The organism is Nonomuraea basaltis (assembly GCF_005893125.1).
GTDB classification, from domain to species: domain Bacteria; phylum Actinomycetota; class Actinomycetes; order Streptosporangiales; family Streptosporangiaceae; genus Nonomuraea; species Nonomuraea basaltis.
This window is the reverse complement of sequence record NZ_VCJS01000029.1, coordinates 31,479-48,242: the sequence shown is the minus strand read 5'-3', so window position 1 is coordinate 48,242 and position 16,764 is coordinate 31,479. Positions and strand designations below refer to the sequence as shown.

General features: G+C 71.6%; 12 protein-coding genes. 10 read left to right on the top strand and 2 right to left on the bottom strand.

Going from position 1 to position 16,764, the window contains the following annotated elements; translation table 11 throughout:
- Window positions 1-20: 20 nt before the first annotated feature.
- From EJK15_RS16320 to EJK15_RS16275, 10 genes are all read left to right on the top strand, one after another.
- On the top strand, window positions 21-1,082 hold the full coding sequence (locus EJK15_RS16320) for a quaternary amine ABC transporter ATP-binding protein (RefSeq protein ID WP_138711274.1): 1,062 nt from the start codon (window positions 21-23) through the stop codon (window positions 1,080-1,082).
- Complete coding sequence (locus EJK15_RS16315; RefSeq protein WP_138711273.1) at window positions 1,079-3,076, top strand: ABC transporter permease subunit; 1,998 nt, start codon at window positions 1,079-1,081, stop codon at window positions 3,074-3,076. Before EJK15_RS16320 ends, EJK15_RS16315 begins: the two co-directional genes overlap by 4 nt.
- Window positions 3,077-3,113: 37 nt before the next feature.
- On the top strand, window positions 3,114-4,091 hold the full coding sequence (locus tag EJK15_RS16310) for an ABC transporter substrate-binding protein (protein ID WP_240777011.1): 978 nt from the start codon (window positions 3,114-3,116) through the stop codon (window positions 4,089-4,091).
- 181 nt (window positions 4,092-4,272) lie between these two features.
- Window positions 4,273-6,675 carry a GcvT family protein gene (locus tag EJK15_RS16305; protein ID WP_138711272.1) on the top strand — a complete coding sequence of 801 codons (2,403 nt, stop codon included), beginning with the start codon at window positions 4,273-4,275 and terminating at the stop codon, window positions 6,673-6,675.
- Window positions 6,676-6,688: 13 nt separating this feature from the next.
- Window positions 6,689-7,945, top strand: coding sequence for a serine hydroxymethyltransferase (glyA, locus tag EJK15_RS16300; RefSeq protein WP_138711271.1), 1,257 nt, complete (start codon window positions 6,689-6,691; stop codon window positions 7,943-7,945).
- Window positions 7,942-9,171, top strand: coding sequence for a sarcosine oxidase subunit beta family protein (locus tag EJK15_RS16295; protein WP_138711270.1), 1,230 nt, complete (start codon window positions 7,942-7,944; stop codon window positions 9,169-9,171). The genes glyA and EJK15_RS16295 overlap by 4 nt, the downstream gene beginning before the upstream one ends.
- Window positions 9,172-9,180: 9 nt before the next feature.
- Window positions 9,181-9,459 carry a sarcosine oxidase subunit delta gene (locus EJK15_RS16290; protein WP_138711269.1) on the top strand — a complete coding sequence of 93 codons (279 nt, stop codon included), beginning with the start codon at window positions 9,181-9,183 and terminating at the stop codon, window positions 9,457-9,459.
- Window positions 9,456-12,347 carry a sarcosine oxidase subunit alpha family protein gene (locus EJK15_RS16285; protein ID WP_138711268.1) on the top strand — a complete coding sequence of 964 codons (2,892 nt, stop codon included), beginning with the start codon at window positions 9,456-9,458 and terminating at the stop codon, window positions 12,345-12,347. The genes EJK15_RS16290 and EJK15_RS16285 overlap by 4 nt, the downstream gene beginning before the upstream one ends.
- Window positions 12,340-12,906: a sarcosine oxidase subunit gamma gene (locus tag EJK15_RS16280; RefSeq protein WP_138711267.1), complete on the top strand. Its 567-nt coding sequence runs from the start codon at window positions 12,340-12,342 to the stop codon at window positions 12,904-12,906. The genes EJK15_RS16285 and EJK15_RS16280 overlap by 8 nt, the downstream gene beginning before the upstream one ends.
- Window positions 12,903-14,279 (top strand): L-serine ammonia-lyase, encoded by a 1,377-nt coding sequence (locus EJK15_RS16275; protein ID WP_138711266.1) that lies wholly within the window; start codon window positions 12,903-12,905, stop codon window positions 14,277-14,279. The genes EJK15_RS16280 and EJK15_RS16275 overlap by 4 nt, the downstream gene beginning before the upstream one ends.
- Here the strand turns inward: EJK15_RS16275 and EJK15_RS16270 are convergent.
- Complete coding sequence (locus tag EJK15_RS16270) at window positions 14,276-15,652, bottom strand: alkaline phosphatase family protein (protein ID WP_138711265.1); 1,377 nt, start codon at window positions 15,650-15,652, stop codon at window positions 14,276-14,278. The genes EJK15_RS16275 and EJK15_RS16270 overlap by 4 nt on opposite strands.
- Window positions 15,652-16,764, bottom strand: a complete 1,113-nt coding sequence (gene eboE, locus EJK15_RS16265) for a metabolite traffic protein EboE (protein WP_138711264.1) — start codon at window positions 16,762-16,764, stop codon at window positions 15,652-15,654. Before eboE ends, EJK15_RS16270 begins: the two co-directional genes overlap by 1 nt.

Sequence of the window (16,764 nt, the reverse complement as noted above, 5' to 3'; positions counted from 1 at the left end):
CCGACGACCAAGAGGTAGTCATGACCGTGCCGTCAGTGGCCGAACGTAGTGGACTCGACATCGATGCCCCTCCCGTCCTCTCTGTGCGCGGACTGTGGAAGGTGTTCGGCCCCAAGGCCGAAAGCGTCGTCGGCAGCTCGCTCACGCGCAAGGAGCTCAAGGAGCAGACCGGCTGCGTCGCCGCCGTCCGCGACGTCTCCTTCGAGGTGCGCCGGGGCGAGGTGTTCGTCGTCATGGGACTGTCCGGCTCGGGCAAGTCCACCCTCGTCCGCTGCCTGACGCGGCTGATCGAGCCCACCGCGGGCGAGATCCTGCTCGACGGCGAGGACGTGGGCAAGGCCGACGACCGCCGGCTGCGCGAGCTGCGCAGGCACCGCATGGCCATGGTCTTCCAGCACTTCGGCCTGCTGCCGCACCGGTGCGTGCTCGACAACGTCGCCTTCGGGCTGGAGATCCGCGGGGTCGCCAAGCGGGACCGGTACGAGCGGGCGCGCGAGGTGGTCGGCCTCGTCGGCCTCAACGGCTTCGAGAACTCCTACCCCGACCAGCTCTCCGGCGGCATGCAGCAGCGCGTCGGCCTGGCCCGGGCCCTCGCGGCCGACCCCGAGGTGCTGCTGTTCGACGAGCCGTTCTCCGCGCTGGACCCGCTGATCCGGCGCGAGATGCAGAACGAGGTCATCCGGCTGCACCACGAGGTGGGCAAGACGATGGTGTTCATCACCCACGACCTCAGCGAGGCACTCAAACTCGGTGACCGCATCCTCATCATGCGCGACGGCGAGCTCGTCCAGGTGGGCACGCCCGACCAGGTGGTGGGCGCGCCGGCCGACGACTACGTCAGGGACTTCGTCAGCGACATCCCGCGCTCGCACGTGCTGACGCTCCGGTGGATCATGCGCCCGCCGCTGCCCGACGAGCCGCTCGACGGGCCCGAGCTCGGCCCCGACGTGGTCATCCGGGACGCCGTCCACGCGGTGCTCTCCGCCGAACGGCCGGTGCGCGTCATGGACGGCGAAAGCCTGCTCGGCGTGGTCACCAGCGCGGAGATCCTCGAGGTGATCGCAGGGGGGCCGCATCAATGACGGCCGCCTCCGCGACCACGTCCTTCGCCGCCCGGCTGCCCGCCCGCAGGTACCTGATCGCCCTCGTGATCGCGTTCTGGGCGGCGGGCTGGGTGCTGCTGCGCGGGCGCGACACGCTGGCGCTCGGCGGAGCCGAGCTGACGCCGCTGCACGCCGGGCTCAGCGCGGCCATGGACGCCATCGACGACAGCCGCAACAGCAATCCGTTCTTCCTCTACTTCATCAACTACATCCGGCTCTTCCTCGACGAGGCCGTGACGTTCGTCCAGGCCCTCATCAGCCAGCCCGCCATGGGCCGGCCGCTCCCCGTGCTCGGCTGGCTCGGCGTGGTCGGCCTGGCCGCCGCGATCGCCTGGCTGTACGGCAACCTGAGGGTCACGCTGCTGACCGCCGCCGGGTTCCTCGCCTTCGGCGTGCTGGGTCTGTGGCAGGAGAGCATGGACACGCTGGCGCTCACGCTGACCGCGGTGGTGCTGTCGCTGGCCGTCGGCATCCCGCTCGGAGTGTGGGCGGGACTGAGCGACCGGTTCCACCGGCTGGTCACCCCGGTGCTCGACTTCATGCAGACCATGCCGACGTTCGTCTACCTGGCGCCGCTCACCCTGTTCTTCCTCATCGGCCCCGCCAGCGCGACGGTCGCCACGATGATCTACGCGATCCCGCCGGCCATCCGGATCACCGCGCACGGCATCCGGCAGGTCTCGCCCGACACGCTGGAGGCCGGCACCTCGCTCGGCGCCACCTCCGCGCAGGCGCTGCGCCACGTGCGGCTGCCGATGGCCAAGCAGACGATCATCGTCGGCGTCAACCAGACCATCATGGCCGCCCTGTCCATGGCCACCATCGCGGCGCTCATCGACGCGCCCGGCCTGGGCCAGACGGTCCTGAAGGCGCTGCAGACGCTCGACGTCGGGACGGCGTTCAACGCCGGGCTGGCCATCGTGATCATGGCGGTGGTGCTCGACCGGGTGACCTCGGCGGCCAGCCGCCGCCTGGAGGTCGCGCGCCGGGCCGGGCGGTTGCGCACGGTGCGGGGCCGCCGCCTGGAGGTGACGGGCGTCCTCGGCGTCGCCGCCGTGCTGGCCTACCTGTCCTACACCTACGTCTGGGCGGCGGAGTTCCCCATCGACGCCAACCTCGGCTCGTACGTGCGCCGCGCCGCCGACGCCGCGAGCCTGTGGGTGCAGGACAGCCTGGTCACCTACACCGACGCCGTGAAGAACCTGCTCACCAACGGTCTGCTCAACCCGTTCCAGGCGCTGCTGACCGGCTCTCCCTGGTGGCTCGTCACCGCCGTGGCCGTGGCCGTCGCCCTGCTGGTGGGCAGCGCGCGGGCCGCGCTGGCCACCGCGGCCGGCCTGTTGCTGCTGGTGGTGCTGGGGTTGTGGCAGGACAGCATGGTCACGCTCGCCTCGACGCTCGTCGCGACCGTCCTGGTCATGCTGCTCGGCATGGTGGCCGGGGTGTGGATGGGCCGCAGCGACCGGGCCGACATGGTGCTCCGGCCCGTGCTGGACGCGGGGCAGACGATGCCGGCCTTCGTCTACCTGGTGCCCATCCTCGGCCTGTTCGGCCCGACGCGGTTCACCGCGATCATCGCGGCCGTGGTGTTCGCGGCGCCCGTCGCGATCAAGCTGGTCGCCGAGGGCATCAGGGCCGTCTCCCCGACCACCGTCGAGGCCGCCACCTCGGCGGGGGCCAGCAGCTGGCAGCTCATCTCCAAGGTGCAGCTGCCGATGGCGCGCAGTGCCGTGACCCTGGCGGCCAGCCAGGGACTCATCTACGTGCTCTCCATGGTGGTCGTCGGCGGCCTGGTCGGCGCGGGAGCGCTCGGCTACGACGTCGTGGCCGGATTCTCGCAGCACCAGCTGCGGGGCAAGGGGCTTGCCGCCGGGCTCGCGATCGTCGTGCTCGGCATCGTGCTCGACCGCATCATGCGGGCCGCCACCGAGCGGGCCGACAAGGCGGCGCACGGTGGAACACATCAGAACTGAACCCGGCCGCCGGCCGGAGGACATACAGGAGGACCAGGTGTCAGTTACCAGGAGCGGAAAGGTACGGGCCGCCGTGCTCATGACCGGCGCAGGCCTCCTGCTCACCGCGTGCGGAGGAGCGAAGGTCGGTGAGGCCCAGCCCGCGGCCAGCGGTGGCGCGAAGGCCTGCGGCACCGTGAACATCGCGATCAACCCGTGGGTCGGCTACGAGGCCAACGCCGCGGTGATCGCGTACGTCGCCGAGAAGCAGCTCGGCTGCAAGGTGGTCAAGAAGGACCTGAAGGAGGAGGTGGCCTGGCAGGGCTTCGGCACCGGCGAGGTCGACGCGGTCGTCGAGAACTGGGCTCACGACGACCTCAAGAAGAAGTACATCGAGGACCAGAAGGTCGCCGTGTCCGCCGGGCCGACCGGCAACAAGGGCATCATCGGCTGGTACGTGGCGCCGTGGATGGCCGAGAAGTACCCCGACATCACCGACGGGAACAACCTCAACAAGTACGCCTCCCTGTTCAAGACCTCGGAGTCCGGCGGCAAGGGCCAGCTCCTCGACGGCGATCCCTCGTTCGTCACCAACGACGAGGCCCTGGTCAAGAACCTCAAGCTCGACTACAAGGTCGTGTACGCGGGCAGCGAGACCGCGCTCATCACGGCCTTCCGCCAGTCGGAGAAGCAGCAGAAGCCGATCCTGGGCTACTTCTACGAGCCGCAGTGGTTCCTCTCCGAGCTCAGGCTGGTCAAGGTCAACCTGCCCGCCTACAAGGAGGGCTGCGACGCCGATGCGGAGAAGGTGGCGTGCGACTATCCGCCGTACGAGCTCGACAAGATCGTGAGCAAGAAGTTCGCGGACTCGGGCAGCCCCGCCTACACCCTGGTCAAGAACTTCACCTGGACGAACGACGACCAGAACCTCGTGGCCAAGTACATCGCCGAGGACAAGATGTCGGCCGACGAGGCGGCCGCCAAGTGGGTGACCGACAACCCCGACAAGGTCAAGGCCTGGCTGCCCAGTAGCTGAGATCCTCCCCTTCGCGCCCGGCCCGGTCGACGACTCGATCGGGCCGGGCGCGCGCGTGTGCGCAGGCACCGCAAACCGTACGGAATAAGACAGAACACACCCTTGACACCCGGAACGCGGCGAGCGACGCTTGTTGCGAACAGTGCGCTTGGTTGCATGCATCGCAACAACGGAGGTGGCTATGACGGGCCCCAGCGTCGTCATCATCGGCGCGGGCGTGGTCGGCGCGGCTCTCGCCGACGAACTGTCCGCTCGCGGCTGGACCGACGTGACCGTCGTCGACCAAGGAGACGTGCCCGCCACCGGCGGATCCTCCTCCCACGCCCCCGGTCTGGTGTTCCAGATCAACGGCTCGAAGACCATGACCGAGATGGCCCGTTACACCGTCGAGAAGTTCGTCGAGCTGGACAGCTTCCACCAGGTCGGCGGGCTCGAAGTGGCCACCACCCCCGAACGGCTCGCCGAGCTGCGCCGCCGCCAGGGCTGGGCCGCCTCCTGGGGGATCGAGACCCATCTGCTCTCGCCCGAGGAGAGCGTGGCCAGGCACTCCCTCCTCGACCGCGACAAGGTGCTCGGCGGGCTGTACATCCCCACCGACGGCCTGGCCAGGGCGGTCAAGGCGGTCGACGCGCAGCTCTCCCGGGCCCGCGAGCGCGGCGTACGGGTGCTGCCCCGGCACGAGGTGCTGGACGTCAGGACCGAGGGCGGCCGGGTCACCGCGGTGGTGACCGACCAAGGGGAGATCCCCGCCGACATCGTGGTGTGCTGCGCCGGGATCTGGGGGCCGCGGGTCGCCCGCATGGTCGGCATGGAGCTGCCGCTCACCCCGCTCGCCCACCAGCTCGCCTGGACGGGGCAGGTGCCCGACCTGGCCGGCCAGGCCGTCGAAGCCTCCCGGCCCATCCTCCGCCACCAGGACGCCGACCTGTACTACCGCGAGCGCTTCGACACCCTCGGCATCGGCTACTACGGCCACCGCCCCATGCCGGTCGACTCCGACGACATCCTGTCCGTCGACGCCGCCGAGGTGATGCCGTCGGTGCTCACCTTCACCCCCGACGACTTCGCCGACGCCTGGTCGCAAACCCAGGAGCTGCTCCCGTCCACCCGCTCGGCCAAGATCGAGGAGGGCATCAACGGGCTGTTCTCCTTCACCACCGACCACCTGCCGCTGATGGGCCCGTCGCGCGAGGTCGAGGGCTTCTGGGTGGCCGAGGCGGTCTGGGTCACCCACTCCGCCGGAGTCGGCCGCGCGATGGCCGAGTGGCTCATCGACGGCCACTGCGCGTCGTTCGACCTGCACGAGTGCGACGTCAACAGGTTCGAGCCGCACCAGATCGCGCCCGACTACGTGCTGGCCCGCGGCTGCCAGAACTACGTCGAGGTCTACGACATCATCCACCCGCTCCAGCCGATGGAGGATCCCCGCCCGCTGCGCACCAGCCCCTTCCACCCCCGCCAGCAGGAGCTCGGCGCGGTCTTCCTGGAGGCGTCCGGCTGGGAGCGCCCGCAGTGGTACGGCGCGAACGAGCCGCTGCCGCAGGGCCGCGAGATCCCCGTCCCCGGCGACTGGGCGGCCCGGTACTGGTCGCCGATCGTCGGCGCGGAGGCGCAGGTCACCCGCGAGTCCGTCGCCATGTACGACATGACCGCGCTCAAGCGGCTGGAGGTCGGCGGCCCCGGAGCTGTCGCCTTCCTGCAGCGCCTCACCACCGGCGACGTGGACAAGTCTGTCGGCTCCGTGACGTACTGCCTGCTGCTCGACACCGACGGCGGCATCCGCAGCGACGTCACCGTGGCGCGGCTCGGCCCGCAGCACTTCCAGGTCGGCGCCAACGGCAACCTCGACCTCGACTGGCTGGAGCGGCACCGCCCCGCCGACGTGTACCTGCGCGACGTCACCCCCGGCACCTGCTGCATCGGCGTCTGGGGACCCAAGGCGCGCGACCTCGTCCAGCCGCTCACCACCGCCGACCTGACCGCGCTGCGCTACTTCCGCGGCACCCGCGCCTACATCGGCAACGTGCCCGTCACGATGCTCCGCCTGTCCTACGTCGGCGAACTCGGGTGGGAGATCTACACCACCGCCGACCTCGGCCTCAAGCTGTGGGACACCCTCTGGGCGGCCGGCCGCGACCACGGCGTCATCGCCGCCGGCCGCGGCGCCTTCACCAGCCTGCGGCTGGAGAAGGGGTACCGCTCCTTCGGCACGGACATGACGTTCGAGCACGACCCGTACGAGGCCGGGCTCGGGTTCGCGGTCAAGCTGGACAAGGGCGACTTCATCGGCCGCGACGCGCTGCTAGCCCGCAAGGAGTCGGTCACCCGCCGGCTCGCCTGCCTGCTCACCGGCGAGGTCGTCATGGGCAGGGAGCCGGTGTACGACGGCGAACGCGCGGTCGGCTACGTCACCAGCGCCGCCTACGGATACACGATCGGCAAGGGCATCGCCTACGCGTGGCTGCCCGCTTCCCTCGCCACCCCGGGCCAGAGTGTCCACATCGGCTACTTCGACCGGCGCGTCGAAGCCGTGGTGGCCGAGGAGCCCCTGTTCGACCCGGCGATGACCCGGCTGCGCGGTTAGGAAAGGACGTCACATGATCGACACCCCGCTGGACGTGGCGGACCCGGAAGTCCACGCCGCCATCGAGGCGGAGCTGGCCCGGCAGCGCTCGACGCTGGAGATGATCGCGTCGGAGAACTTCGCGCCCGTGGCGGTCATGGCCGCCCAGGGCTCGGTGCTCACCAACAAGTACGCCGAGGGCTACCCGGGCAGGCGCTACTACGGCGGCTGCGAGCACGTCGACGTGATCGAGCGGCTCGCCGCCGACCGGGTCAAGGCGCTGTTCGGCGCTGAGGCGGCCAACGTGCAGCCGCACTCCGGCGCCCAGGCCAACGCCGCGGCCATGGCCGCCCTGCTGGAGCCCGGCGACGCCATCCTCGGCCTCGACCTGGCCCACGGCGGCCACCTCACGCACGGCATGCGCATCAACTTCTCCGGACGCCTCTACAAGGTCGTCGCCTACCACGTGCGCGAGAGCGACCACCTGGTCGACATGGACGAGGTGGAGCGGCTGGCCCGCGAGCACCGGCCGAAGCTCGTCATCGCCGGCTGGTCGGCCTACTCCCGGCAGCTCGACTTCGCGGCCTTCCGCCGGATCGCCGACGAGGTGGGCGCCTATCTCATGGTCGACATGGCGCACTTCGCCGGCCTGGTCGCGGCCGGCCTGCACCCCTCTCCGGTGCCGCATGCCCATGTGGTCACCACCACCACGCACAAGACCCTCGGCGGCCCGCGCGGCGGAGTCATCCTGTCGACCGAGGACCTCGCCAAGAAGATCAACTCCTCGGTGTTCCCCGGCCAGCAGGGCGGGCCGCTGGAGCACGTCATCGCCGCCAAGGCCGTCGCTTTCAAGATCGCAGCCGAGGAGTCGTTCCGCGAGCGGCAGCGGCGCACGGTGGAGGGCGCGCGGATCCTCGCCGACCGGCTGCTGGCCCCCGACGCCGTCGCCGCCGGGGTCAAGGTGCTCACCGGAGGCACCGACGTCCACCTCGTCCTGGTGGACCTGCGCGACTCCGAGCTGGACGGCAAGCAGGCCGAGGACCGGCTGCACGCCGCGGGCATCACGGTCAACCGCAACGCCGTGCCGTTCGACCCGCGCCCGCCGATGGTCACCTCAGGGCTGCGGATCGGCACGCCCGCCCTGGCCACGCGCGGCTTCGCCGCCGGCGACTTCAAGGAGGTCGCCGACGTCATCGCGGGCGCCCTGATCCCCGGCGCCGACCTGTCGTTCCTGCGCGGCAGGGTCGAAGCCCTCGCCGGCAAGCACCCCCTCTATGGAGAGGCCCGATGACGCGTCCCCCCGGAGCCGACCTGCCCGACCACCCCGACCGGTTGTGGAGCGCCGCCGAGCCCAAGGCCGCCTACGACGTGGTGATCGTCGGCGGGGGCGGCCACGGCCTGGCCACCGCCTACTACCTGGCCAAGAACCACGGCATCACGAACGTCGCGGTCCTGGAGCGCGGCTGGCTGGCCGGCGGCAACATGGCCCGCAACACCACCATCATCAGGTCCAACTACCTGTGGGACGAGAGCGCGGGCATCTACGAGCACGCGCTCAAGCTCTGGGAGGGGCTGGAGGAGGAGCTCGGCTACCCGCTGCTGTTCAGCCAGCGCGGCGTGCTCAACCTCGCGCACAGCCTCCAGGACGTCCGCGACAGCGTACGCCGGGTGGAGGCCAACCGGCTCAACGGCGTCGACGCCGAGTGGCTGGATCCGGCGCAGGTGAAAGAGGTCTGCCCGATCGTCAACGTCTCCCCGGACGTCCGCTACCCGGTGCTCGGCGCGACCTTCCAGCCGCGCGCGGGCATCGCCAAGCACGACTACGTCGCGTGGGGGTACGCCCGGGCCGCGGCCGCGCTCGGCGTCGAGTTCATCGAGAACTGCGAGGTCACCGGGCTGCGGGTGAGCGGCGGCCGGGTCACCGGCGTGGACACCACCCGCGGCGCGATAGCGGCCGGCCGGGTGGCGCTGTGCGCCGCCGGGCACACCTCGGTCGTCGCCGCCACGGCCGGCATCGACCTGCCGCTGCAGAGCCACCCGCTGCAGGCGCTGGTCTCCGAGCTGCTCGAGCCCGTCCATCCGACGGTCGTCATGTCCAACGCCGTCCACGTGTACGTCAGCCAGGCCCACAAGGGAGAGCTGGTGATGGGCGCGGGCATCGACACGGCCAACTCCTACCGCCAGCGCGGCGCCTTCCACATCATCGAACGGCAGATGGCCGCGGCGCTGGAGCTGTTCCCGGTCTTCGCCAGGGCGCACGTGCTGCGCACCTGGGGCGGCGTCGTGGACGTCTCGCCGGACGCCTCGCCGATCGTCGGGCTGAGCCCGGTCGACGGCCTGTACCTCAACTGCGGGTGGGGCACCGGCGGTTTCAAGGCCACCCCCGGCGTGGGCTGGTGCTTCGCCCACACGGTGGCCCACGACGACCCGCACCCCCTCGCCGCCCCCTTCTCCCTTGATCGATTCGTCACCGGGGCGCTCGTCGACGAGCACGGCGCCGCCGCGGTCGCCCACTGAGGACGTCACATGATGCTGATCCCTTGCCCATGGTGCGGCCCTCGCGAGGAGGCCGAGTTCCACTACGGCGGGCAGGCCCACGTCGCCTACCCGGAGAACCCGGCCGCGCTCTCCGATGAGGAGTGGGCCCGCTACCTGTTCTTCCGCGACAACCCCAAGGGCGTGTTCGCCGAGCGCTGGAGCCACTCCGCCGGCTGCCGCCGGTGGTTCAACGCGCTGCGCGACACCGCGACCAACGAGCTCCACGCCGTCTACCGCGTCGGCGAGCCGCGGCCGGTGGCCTCATGAGGCGGGACGGCGGCGGCCGGATCGACCGCTCCCGCACCCTGCGCTTCCGGTTCGACGGGCAGGAGTACACCGGCCACCCCGGTGACACGCTCGCCTCCGCGCTGCTGGCGGCCGGTGTGCGCCAGGTCGCCACGAGCGTCAAGCTGGGCCGCCCGCGCGGCGTGTTCTCCGCCGGCAGCGAGGAGCCCAACGCGGTCGTCCAGATCGAGGAGCCGTTCCCGGAGCCGATGCTCCCCGCCACCACCGTCGAGCTGTACGACGGCCTGGTCGCGAGGAGCCTGGCCGGGCAGGGACGGCTGGCCGCCGAGCCGGACCCGGCCCGCTACGACGCCGTCCACGCCCACTGCGACGTCCTGGTGGTCGGCGCCGGCCCGGCGGGGCTGGCCGCGGCCCGCGCCGCCGCCGACTCCGGCGCGCGGGTCATCCTCGCCGACGAGCAGCGCGAGCCGGGCGGCGGCCTCCTCGGGTCGCCGGACGCGGTGGACGGCGTGCCCGGCGCGGAGTGGGCCGCCGCGACCGCGGCTCACCTGGAAGGGCTCCCTGAGGTGCGGGTCCTGCGGCGCACCACCGTCTTCGGCTACTACGACGACAACTACCTGGTCGCCGTCGAGCGGCGGACCAACCACCTCGGCGCGGCGGCCCCCGCGCACGTGGCGCGCGAGCGGGTCTGGCGGATCAGAGCGCGGCAGGTGGTGCTGGCCACCGGCGCGCACGAGCGGCCGATCGCCTTCGCCGGCAACGACCTGCCCGGCGTGATGCTGGCCGGCGCGGCCCGCACCTACGTCAACCGGTACGGGGTGCTGCCGGGCCGCCGGGCGGTGGTGTTCACCGCGAACGACAGCGCCTACGCGGCCGCTCTTGAGCTGTCGGAGGCGGGCGTCGAGGTGGCGGCCATCGTGGACGTACGGACCGCTCCGGGCGAGCGCTGGGCCGCCCGGGCACGCGAGCGCGGCATCGAGCTCCTGACCGGGCAGGTGGTGACAACCGCCCGCGGCGACGGACAGCTCTCCTCGGTCGTGGTCGGGGAGCCCGGCGTCAGCGGCGTCATCGGCGACGGCGACGGCGACGGGAGCGTCTCACGTGAGCGCTCGATCGACGCCGACCTGCTGCTCGTGTCCGGCGGGTGGAATCCGGTCGTGCACCTGTTCAGCCAGTCGGGCGGCACGCTGCGCTACGACGAGGCGCTCGGCACGCTCGTCCCGGACACCTCCCGCCAGGCGGTCAAGGTGGCGGGTGCGGCCGGAGGCGTGTTCACGCTGCCCGGCTGCCTGGCAGGCGGCACCACCGCCGGAGCCCGCGCCGCGTCCGCGGCCCGCTCTCCGCAGGCGGTGCCGCCGCGCGAAGCCGCACCCCCTTCGCCCGCCGGGCCCTCCCTCCGGGAGGCGGCGGAGCCGGAGGCGGTCACCGCCCTGGCGTACTGGCTGGTTCCCGCGACCGACTACTCGGCGCACTTCGTGGACCTGCAGCGGGACGTGACCGTGGCCGACATCCACCGGGCGACCGGTGCGGGGCTGCGCTCCGTCGAGCACATCAAGCGCTACACCACCGCGGGCACGGCCCACGACCAGGGCAAGACCTCCGGGCTGCTCACCTCGGCGGTCGTGGCCCACGCCGTGGGCGCGTCGGTGGCCGAGCTGGGCACCACCACGTTCCGCGCGCCGTACCTGCCCGTGAGCTTCGCGGCGCTGGCCGGTCGCGACCGCGGCGCGCTGCACGACCCGGTCAGGGTGACGGCGCTGCACGAGTGGCATGTCGCGGGCGGCGCGCTGTTCGAGAACGTCGGCCAGTGGCAGCGGCCCTGGTACTTCCCCCGCCCCGGCGAGGACATGGAGGCCGCGGTCCTGCGGGAGTGCCGGGCCGCGCGCGAGAGCGTGGCGGCGATGGACGCCTCCACGCTCGGCAAGATCGACGTGATCGGGCCCGACGCCGGGGAGTTCCTGGACCGGCTCTACACCAACCTGATGAGCTCGCTGAAGGTCGGCTCGATCCGCTACGGCGTGATGTGCCGGCCCGACGGAATGGTCTTCGACGACGGCACGGTCATCCGCCTGGCCGGCGACCACTTCCTCGTCACCACCACGACGGGCAACGCGGCCGCCGTGCTCGACTGGATGGAGGAGTGGCTGCAGACCGAGTGGCCCTGGCTGCGGGTCCACTGCACGTCCGTCACCGAGCAGTGGGCCACGGTCGCGCTCGTCGGCCCGAGGTCGCGCGAGGTGCTCGCCGGGCTCGCGCCCGGACTGGCGGTGGACGCGGCCGACTTCCCGTTCATGACCTGGCGGGAGGCGGACGTGGCGGGGATCCCGGCGCGGGTGTGCCGGATCAGCTTCTCCGGCGAGCTGGCGTACGAGATCAACGTGACCTCCTGGGACGGCCTGCGCCTGTGGACGGCCATCATGGACACCGGGCTCGTGACCCCGTACGGCACCGAGACCATGCACGTGCTGCGGGCCGAGAAGGGCTATCCCATCGTCGGCCAGGACACCGACGGCACCGTCACCCCGCACGACCTGGGGATGTCCTGGGTGGTGTCGAAGAAGAAGCCCGACTTCATCGGCAAGCGCTCCTTCGCACGGGCCGACACCGCGCGGGCGGACCGCAAGCAGCTCGTCGGGCTGCTGCCGGAAGATCCGGAGCTCCTGCTGCCCGAGGGGACCCACCTGGTCTCCACGGCCACGCTGCCGGAGCCCCCCGTACCCATGCTCGGCCACGTGACGTCCAGTTACCGCAGCGCCGCCCTGGGCCGTACGTTCGCCCTCGCCCTGGTGAAGGGCGGGCAGGGCCGTCTGGGGGAGCGGCTGTACGCGCCCGTCGCGGGCACGCTGGTGCCCGTCACCGTCACCTCCCACGTCCTGTACGACCCGGAAGGAGCGCGCCGTGATGGCTGAGCGCAGGAGCCCGGCCGCGGCCTACACCGGCCGGTTCGAGGCCGCGTCGCGGGGAGAGGGGCTGCGGCTGGCGGAGCTGCCCTTCCTCACCCACGTCAACGTGCGGGTCGACCCGGCGAGCCCGGCGGCCGGGGACATCGCGGATGTGCTGGGAGTGCCGCTCCCCGCCGAGCCCTGCACCGCCGTCCCCGCCGGCTCCGGCGTCACCGTGGCCTGGCTCGGCCCGGACGAGTGGCTGGTGATCGCACCCGAGGGCTACCAGCCCGAACTGCTGCGCAAGGCGCTCGGCGAGCGGCACGGGTCCATCGTGGACGTGTCGGCCCAGCGCACCACCCTGCTCGTGGCGGGCCCGCGCGCGCGTGACCTGCTGGCCCACGGGTGCGCCCTCGACCTGCACCCGAGCGTGTTCGGCCCGGGCAGGTGCGCGCAGACCGTGCTGGCGCGGGCCCAGGTCGTGCTGCTTCCCCGGCAGGACGGGTTTCTCGTGCTGGTCCGCTCGTCCTTCGCGGCCTACCTGTCGGAGTGGCTCCTCGACGCGGCCACGGAACACGTGACATGAGCATCGGCGTCTTCGACCTGTTCAAGATCGGCATCGGGCCGTCGAGCTCTCACACCGGTGGACCGATGGCCGCCGCGCACAAGTTCGCGCGGGGGCTGCACGAGGACGGGCTGCTGGCGCGCACAGCCCGCGTCCAGGTGATCCTGTACGGCTCGCTCAGGCTGACCGGGAAGGGCCACGGCAGTGACAAGGCCGTCCTGCTGGGCCTGTCGGGTGACAAGCCCGAACTGGTCGACGTCGACGGCATCGAGGCCCGCCTGGCCGAGATGCGCTCCGCGGGCACCGTCCGGCTGTACGGCACGCGCGAGATCCCCTTCGTCGTCGGCGAGGACCTCGTCTTCGAACGCAAGATCGCCCTGCCGGGGCATCCCAACGGCATGCGCTTCACCGCCCTGGCCGCCGAGGGCGCGGTGCTGTGCGAGAAGATCTACTACTCGGTGGGCGGCGGCTTCGTGGTGGATGAGAACGCCACCGGTGCCCAGCGCATCAAGCCGGACGACACCGTCCTGCCCTACCCGTTCACCACCGCCGAGGAGTTGCTCAAGCACTGCTCCGCCACCGGGTTGTCGATCTCGGGGCTGATGCTGGAGAACGAGAAGGCCTTCGGCCGCACCGAGCAGGACATCCGCGCCGGGATCTTGCACCTGTGGCAGGTGATGTCGGAGTGCGTGCGCCGCGGCATCGCCAAGGAAGGCGTGCTGCCGGGCGGCCTCAAGGTCAGGCGCCGCGCCAACCAGCTCCACCGCCGCCTGCAGTCGGAGCCGCCGGAGAAGGACCCGCTGCAGGCCATGGACTGGGTGGCGCTGTTCGCGCTGTCGGTCAACGAGGAGAATGCCGCCGGCGGCCGGATCGTCACCGCCCCCACCAACGGCGCGGCGGGCATCATCCCGGCGGTGCTGACGTACTACACGCGCCTTGTCCCGGGTGCGGACGACGACGGGGTGATCCGCTTCTTCCTGACCGCCGCCGCGATCGGCGTGCTCTTCAAGGAGAACGCCTCCATCTCCGGCGCCGAGGTGGGTTGCCAGGGCGAGGTCGGCTCGGCCTGCTCGATGGCCGCCGCCGGGCTGACCGAGGTGCTCGGCGGAACCCCGGAGCAGGTGGAGAACGCCGCTGAGATCGGCATCGAGCACAACCTGGGGCTGACCTGCGATCCGGTCGGCGGACTGGTGCAGATCCCGTGCATCGAGCGCAACGCGGTGGCCTCCATCAAGGCCATCGCCGCCGCCCGCATCGCCCTGCGCGGCGACGGCCGCCACTTCGTCTCGCTGGACAAGGCCATCAAGACGATGCGCGACACCGGCCGCGACATGCTCGACAAGTACAAGGAGACCTCGCGCGGCGGCCTCGCGGTCAACGTCATCGAATGCTAGGCCCCGCCGATGTCCGTCTCCTTGCTGTTCGTCCTGGTGGTCCTGAGGCGATCCCGTGCCAGGCCGGCCAGTAGTTCCTTGATTTCGGTCGCCTCGTAGGCGTCACGGTCGAAGGGGCCGATGATCAACGGGCCGTCGTCGAGGAGGTCGGGCAGCCGGCCGTGACTGCCCCGCACCGGTGCCGGGTCGAGCGGCACCACCGGCATCGTGTAGCGGAAGCCCAGTTTCTTCTTGGCCAGCGCCGCCGCGGCACGGAGTTTGACGAACGGATCGCTCGGGTTCATGAAGAGCTCGGCGGGGTCGTAGCCTGGCTTGCGGTGGATGTCCACGAGCCTGGCGAAATCCGGAGCCCGGTCGTCGTCGAGCCAGTAGTAGTAGGTGAACCAGGCGTCGGGCTCCGCCACCGCGACGAGCTCACCGGCGCGTTCGTGGTCGAGCCCGTATTTCGCCTTGCCCGCATGGTCGAGCACCTCGTCCACGCCGGCCAGGTCGGCGACGACCTCGCGGGCGCGGCCGAGGTCGGCGGGGTCGCGCACGTACACGTGGGCCACCTGGTGGTCGGCGACGGCGAAGGCCCGGGACGTCCACGGGTCGAGGTACTCCATCCCGGCCTGGGTGTAGACCTCCAGGAGGCCCGCGGTGCGCAGCGCCCGGTTGATGTCCACCGGGCGGGACGCCGGGGTGATGCCGTATTCCGAGAGTACGACCACCTCGGCGTCCTCGGTGAGGAGCGGAGCCAGCGCGGCGTCGACGGCGCGTGCCGCGGCGCTCGCCTCGGGGCCGGCGGGGCCGTACCGCTGCAGGTCGTAGTCGAGGTGCGGTACGTAGACCAGGAGCAGGTCCGGCCGTTCGCGTGCCAGGATGCGGCGGGCGGCGGCGATGATCCATTCGGAGGAGGCGATCCCCGCGGTCGGGCCCCAGTAGCTGAAGAGCGGGAACGGCCCCAGCGCGGCCTCGAGATCGTCGTGGAGTGAGGGCGGGCGGGTGTAGCAGTCGGGCGACTTGCGGCCGTCGGCGTGGTAGATGGGGCGCGGGGTGACGAGCAGGTCGGTCGGCGCGCCCATCGCGTACCACCAGCAGACGTTGGCGGTGCGCAGGCCCGGTGCGGCGGTCCACAGCTGGTCGCCCTGGATGAGCGCGTTGTGCTGGCGCCACAGCAGCACTTCGCCGAGGTCCCGGAAGTACCACCCGTTGCCGACGATGCCGTGGTCGCGGGGCATCGAACCGGTGAGCAGGGTGGCCTGCATCGAGCAGGTGACGGCCGGGAGCACGGGCCGGAGCGCGGCCGCCGCCCCCACCTTCGCCACGTTCGGCATGTGCGCCAGCAGGCGGGGAGTAAGCCCCACCACGTTGATCACGACCAGCGGTGCCATCACAGCTCCTTCAGTCCCAGCGAGGCCAACTGCCCCCGCATCCAGTCGAGCTCGGCGGCGATGCCGGCGGCGATGTCCGGCGGCGCGCCGGGGAGCACGTTCCAGGTGTAGGTCTCCACCTCGACGTGCCTGGTCAGCGGGGCGACGCCGCCGAGGAGCTCGTGCAGCAGGCCACGCAGATAGGGTGCGCTGGAGGTGAGTGGCGGCGGCGGGGCGGCATGCAGCGGGACGTGGAAGTGCACCCGCCAGCTCTCTTCCGTGGGCAGGCCGCCGGCCAGGGCCTCTCCCAGGTCGTCGGCGAAGCCGCTGGCTGAGCGCGTCTGGTGGAGGAATCTGGCCTCGTCGAACGCCGCGAGCGCCCGTTGCGTTCCCGGCGGGGCCTCCAGGGCGCACGATGCCTGGAGCTTCACGATCGGGAGCCCTGAGCCTGCGCCCGCGCCGGGTTCCTCGAAGCCCACGGCCATATGGCAGGCGTCCAGGCAGAGGCCGAGGTAGTCGTGATCCACGTCGCTCAGCAGGCCGGCCGCCTGGGGTGTCGTCTCGATGATGCAGCCGGGCTCCGGCTCGAAGCCCAGCCGGATCACCTTGCCGGTCCGCAGGGCCAGCGCGCGCAGACCCTGGGCGACCGCCTCGAGATTGGCCATGACCGCCGTCGCCTTCTCCCTGGTCCACCCGGTCCGCCAGGCGAGGGGGAGCGTCGAGATCGTTCCCTCTGCGACGTCGTCCGGCAGCAGCGCGGCGAGGATCTCGGCGAGCCCGAGCGTGTAGCGCAGCCGTTCCGCGTCGGCCCAGTCAGGGGTGTACACGCGGTACTTCACGATCTCGTCGTGGAAACCGCGGTAGGGGAACCCGTTGAGGGTGACGACCTCCAGCCCGAGCGCGGTCAGCCGCTCGCGCAGCCTGACCAGCTCGCCGGGCCGGGCGAGCAGGTCCGCGGCGGCGTGCTGGGACAGCCACAGGCCGAGACCGAGCCGTTCGGTGCCGAGCAGTTGCCTGACCTGCGCGGCGACGCCGGAGAGCTGACCGTGGATGCCGGGGAGATCCTCGGCGGGGTGCACGTTGGTGCAGTAGGACAGGTGCACCGTCGACCCGTCCGGATGCCGCAGCCGCAT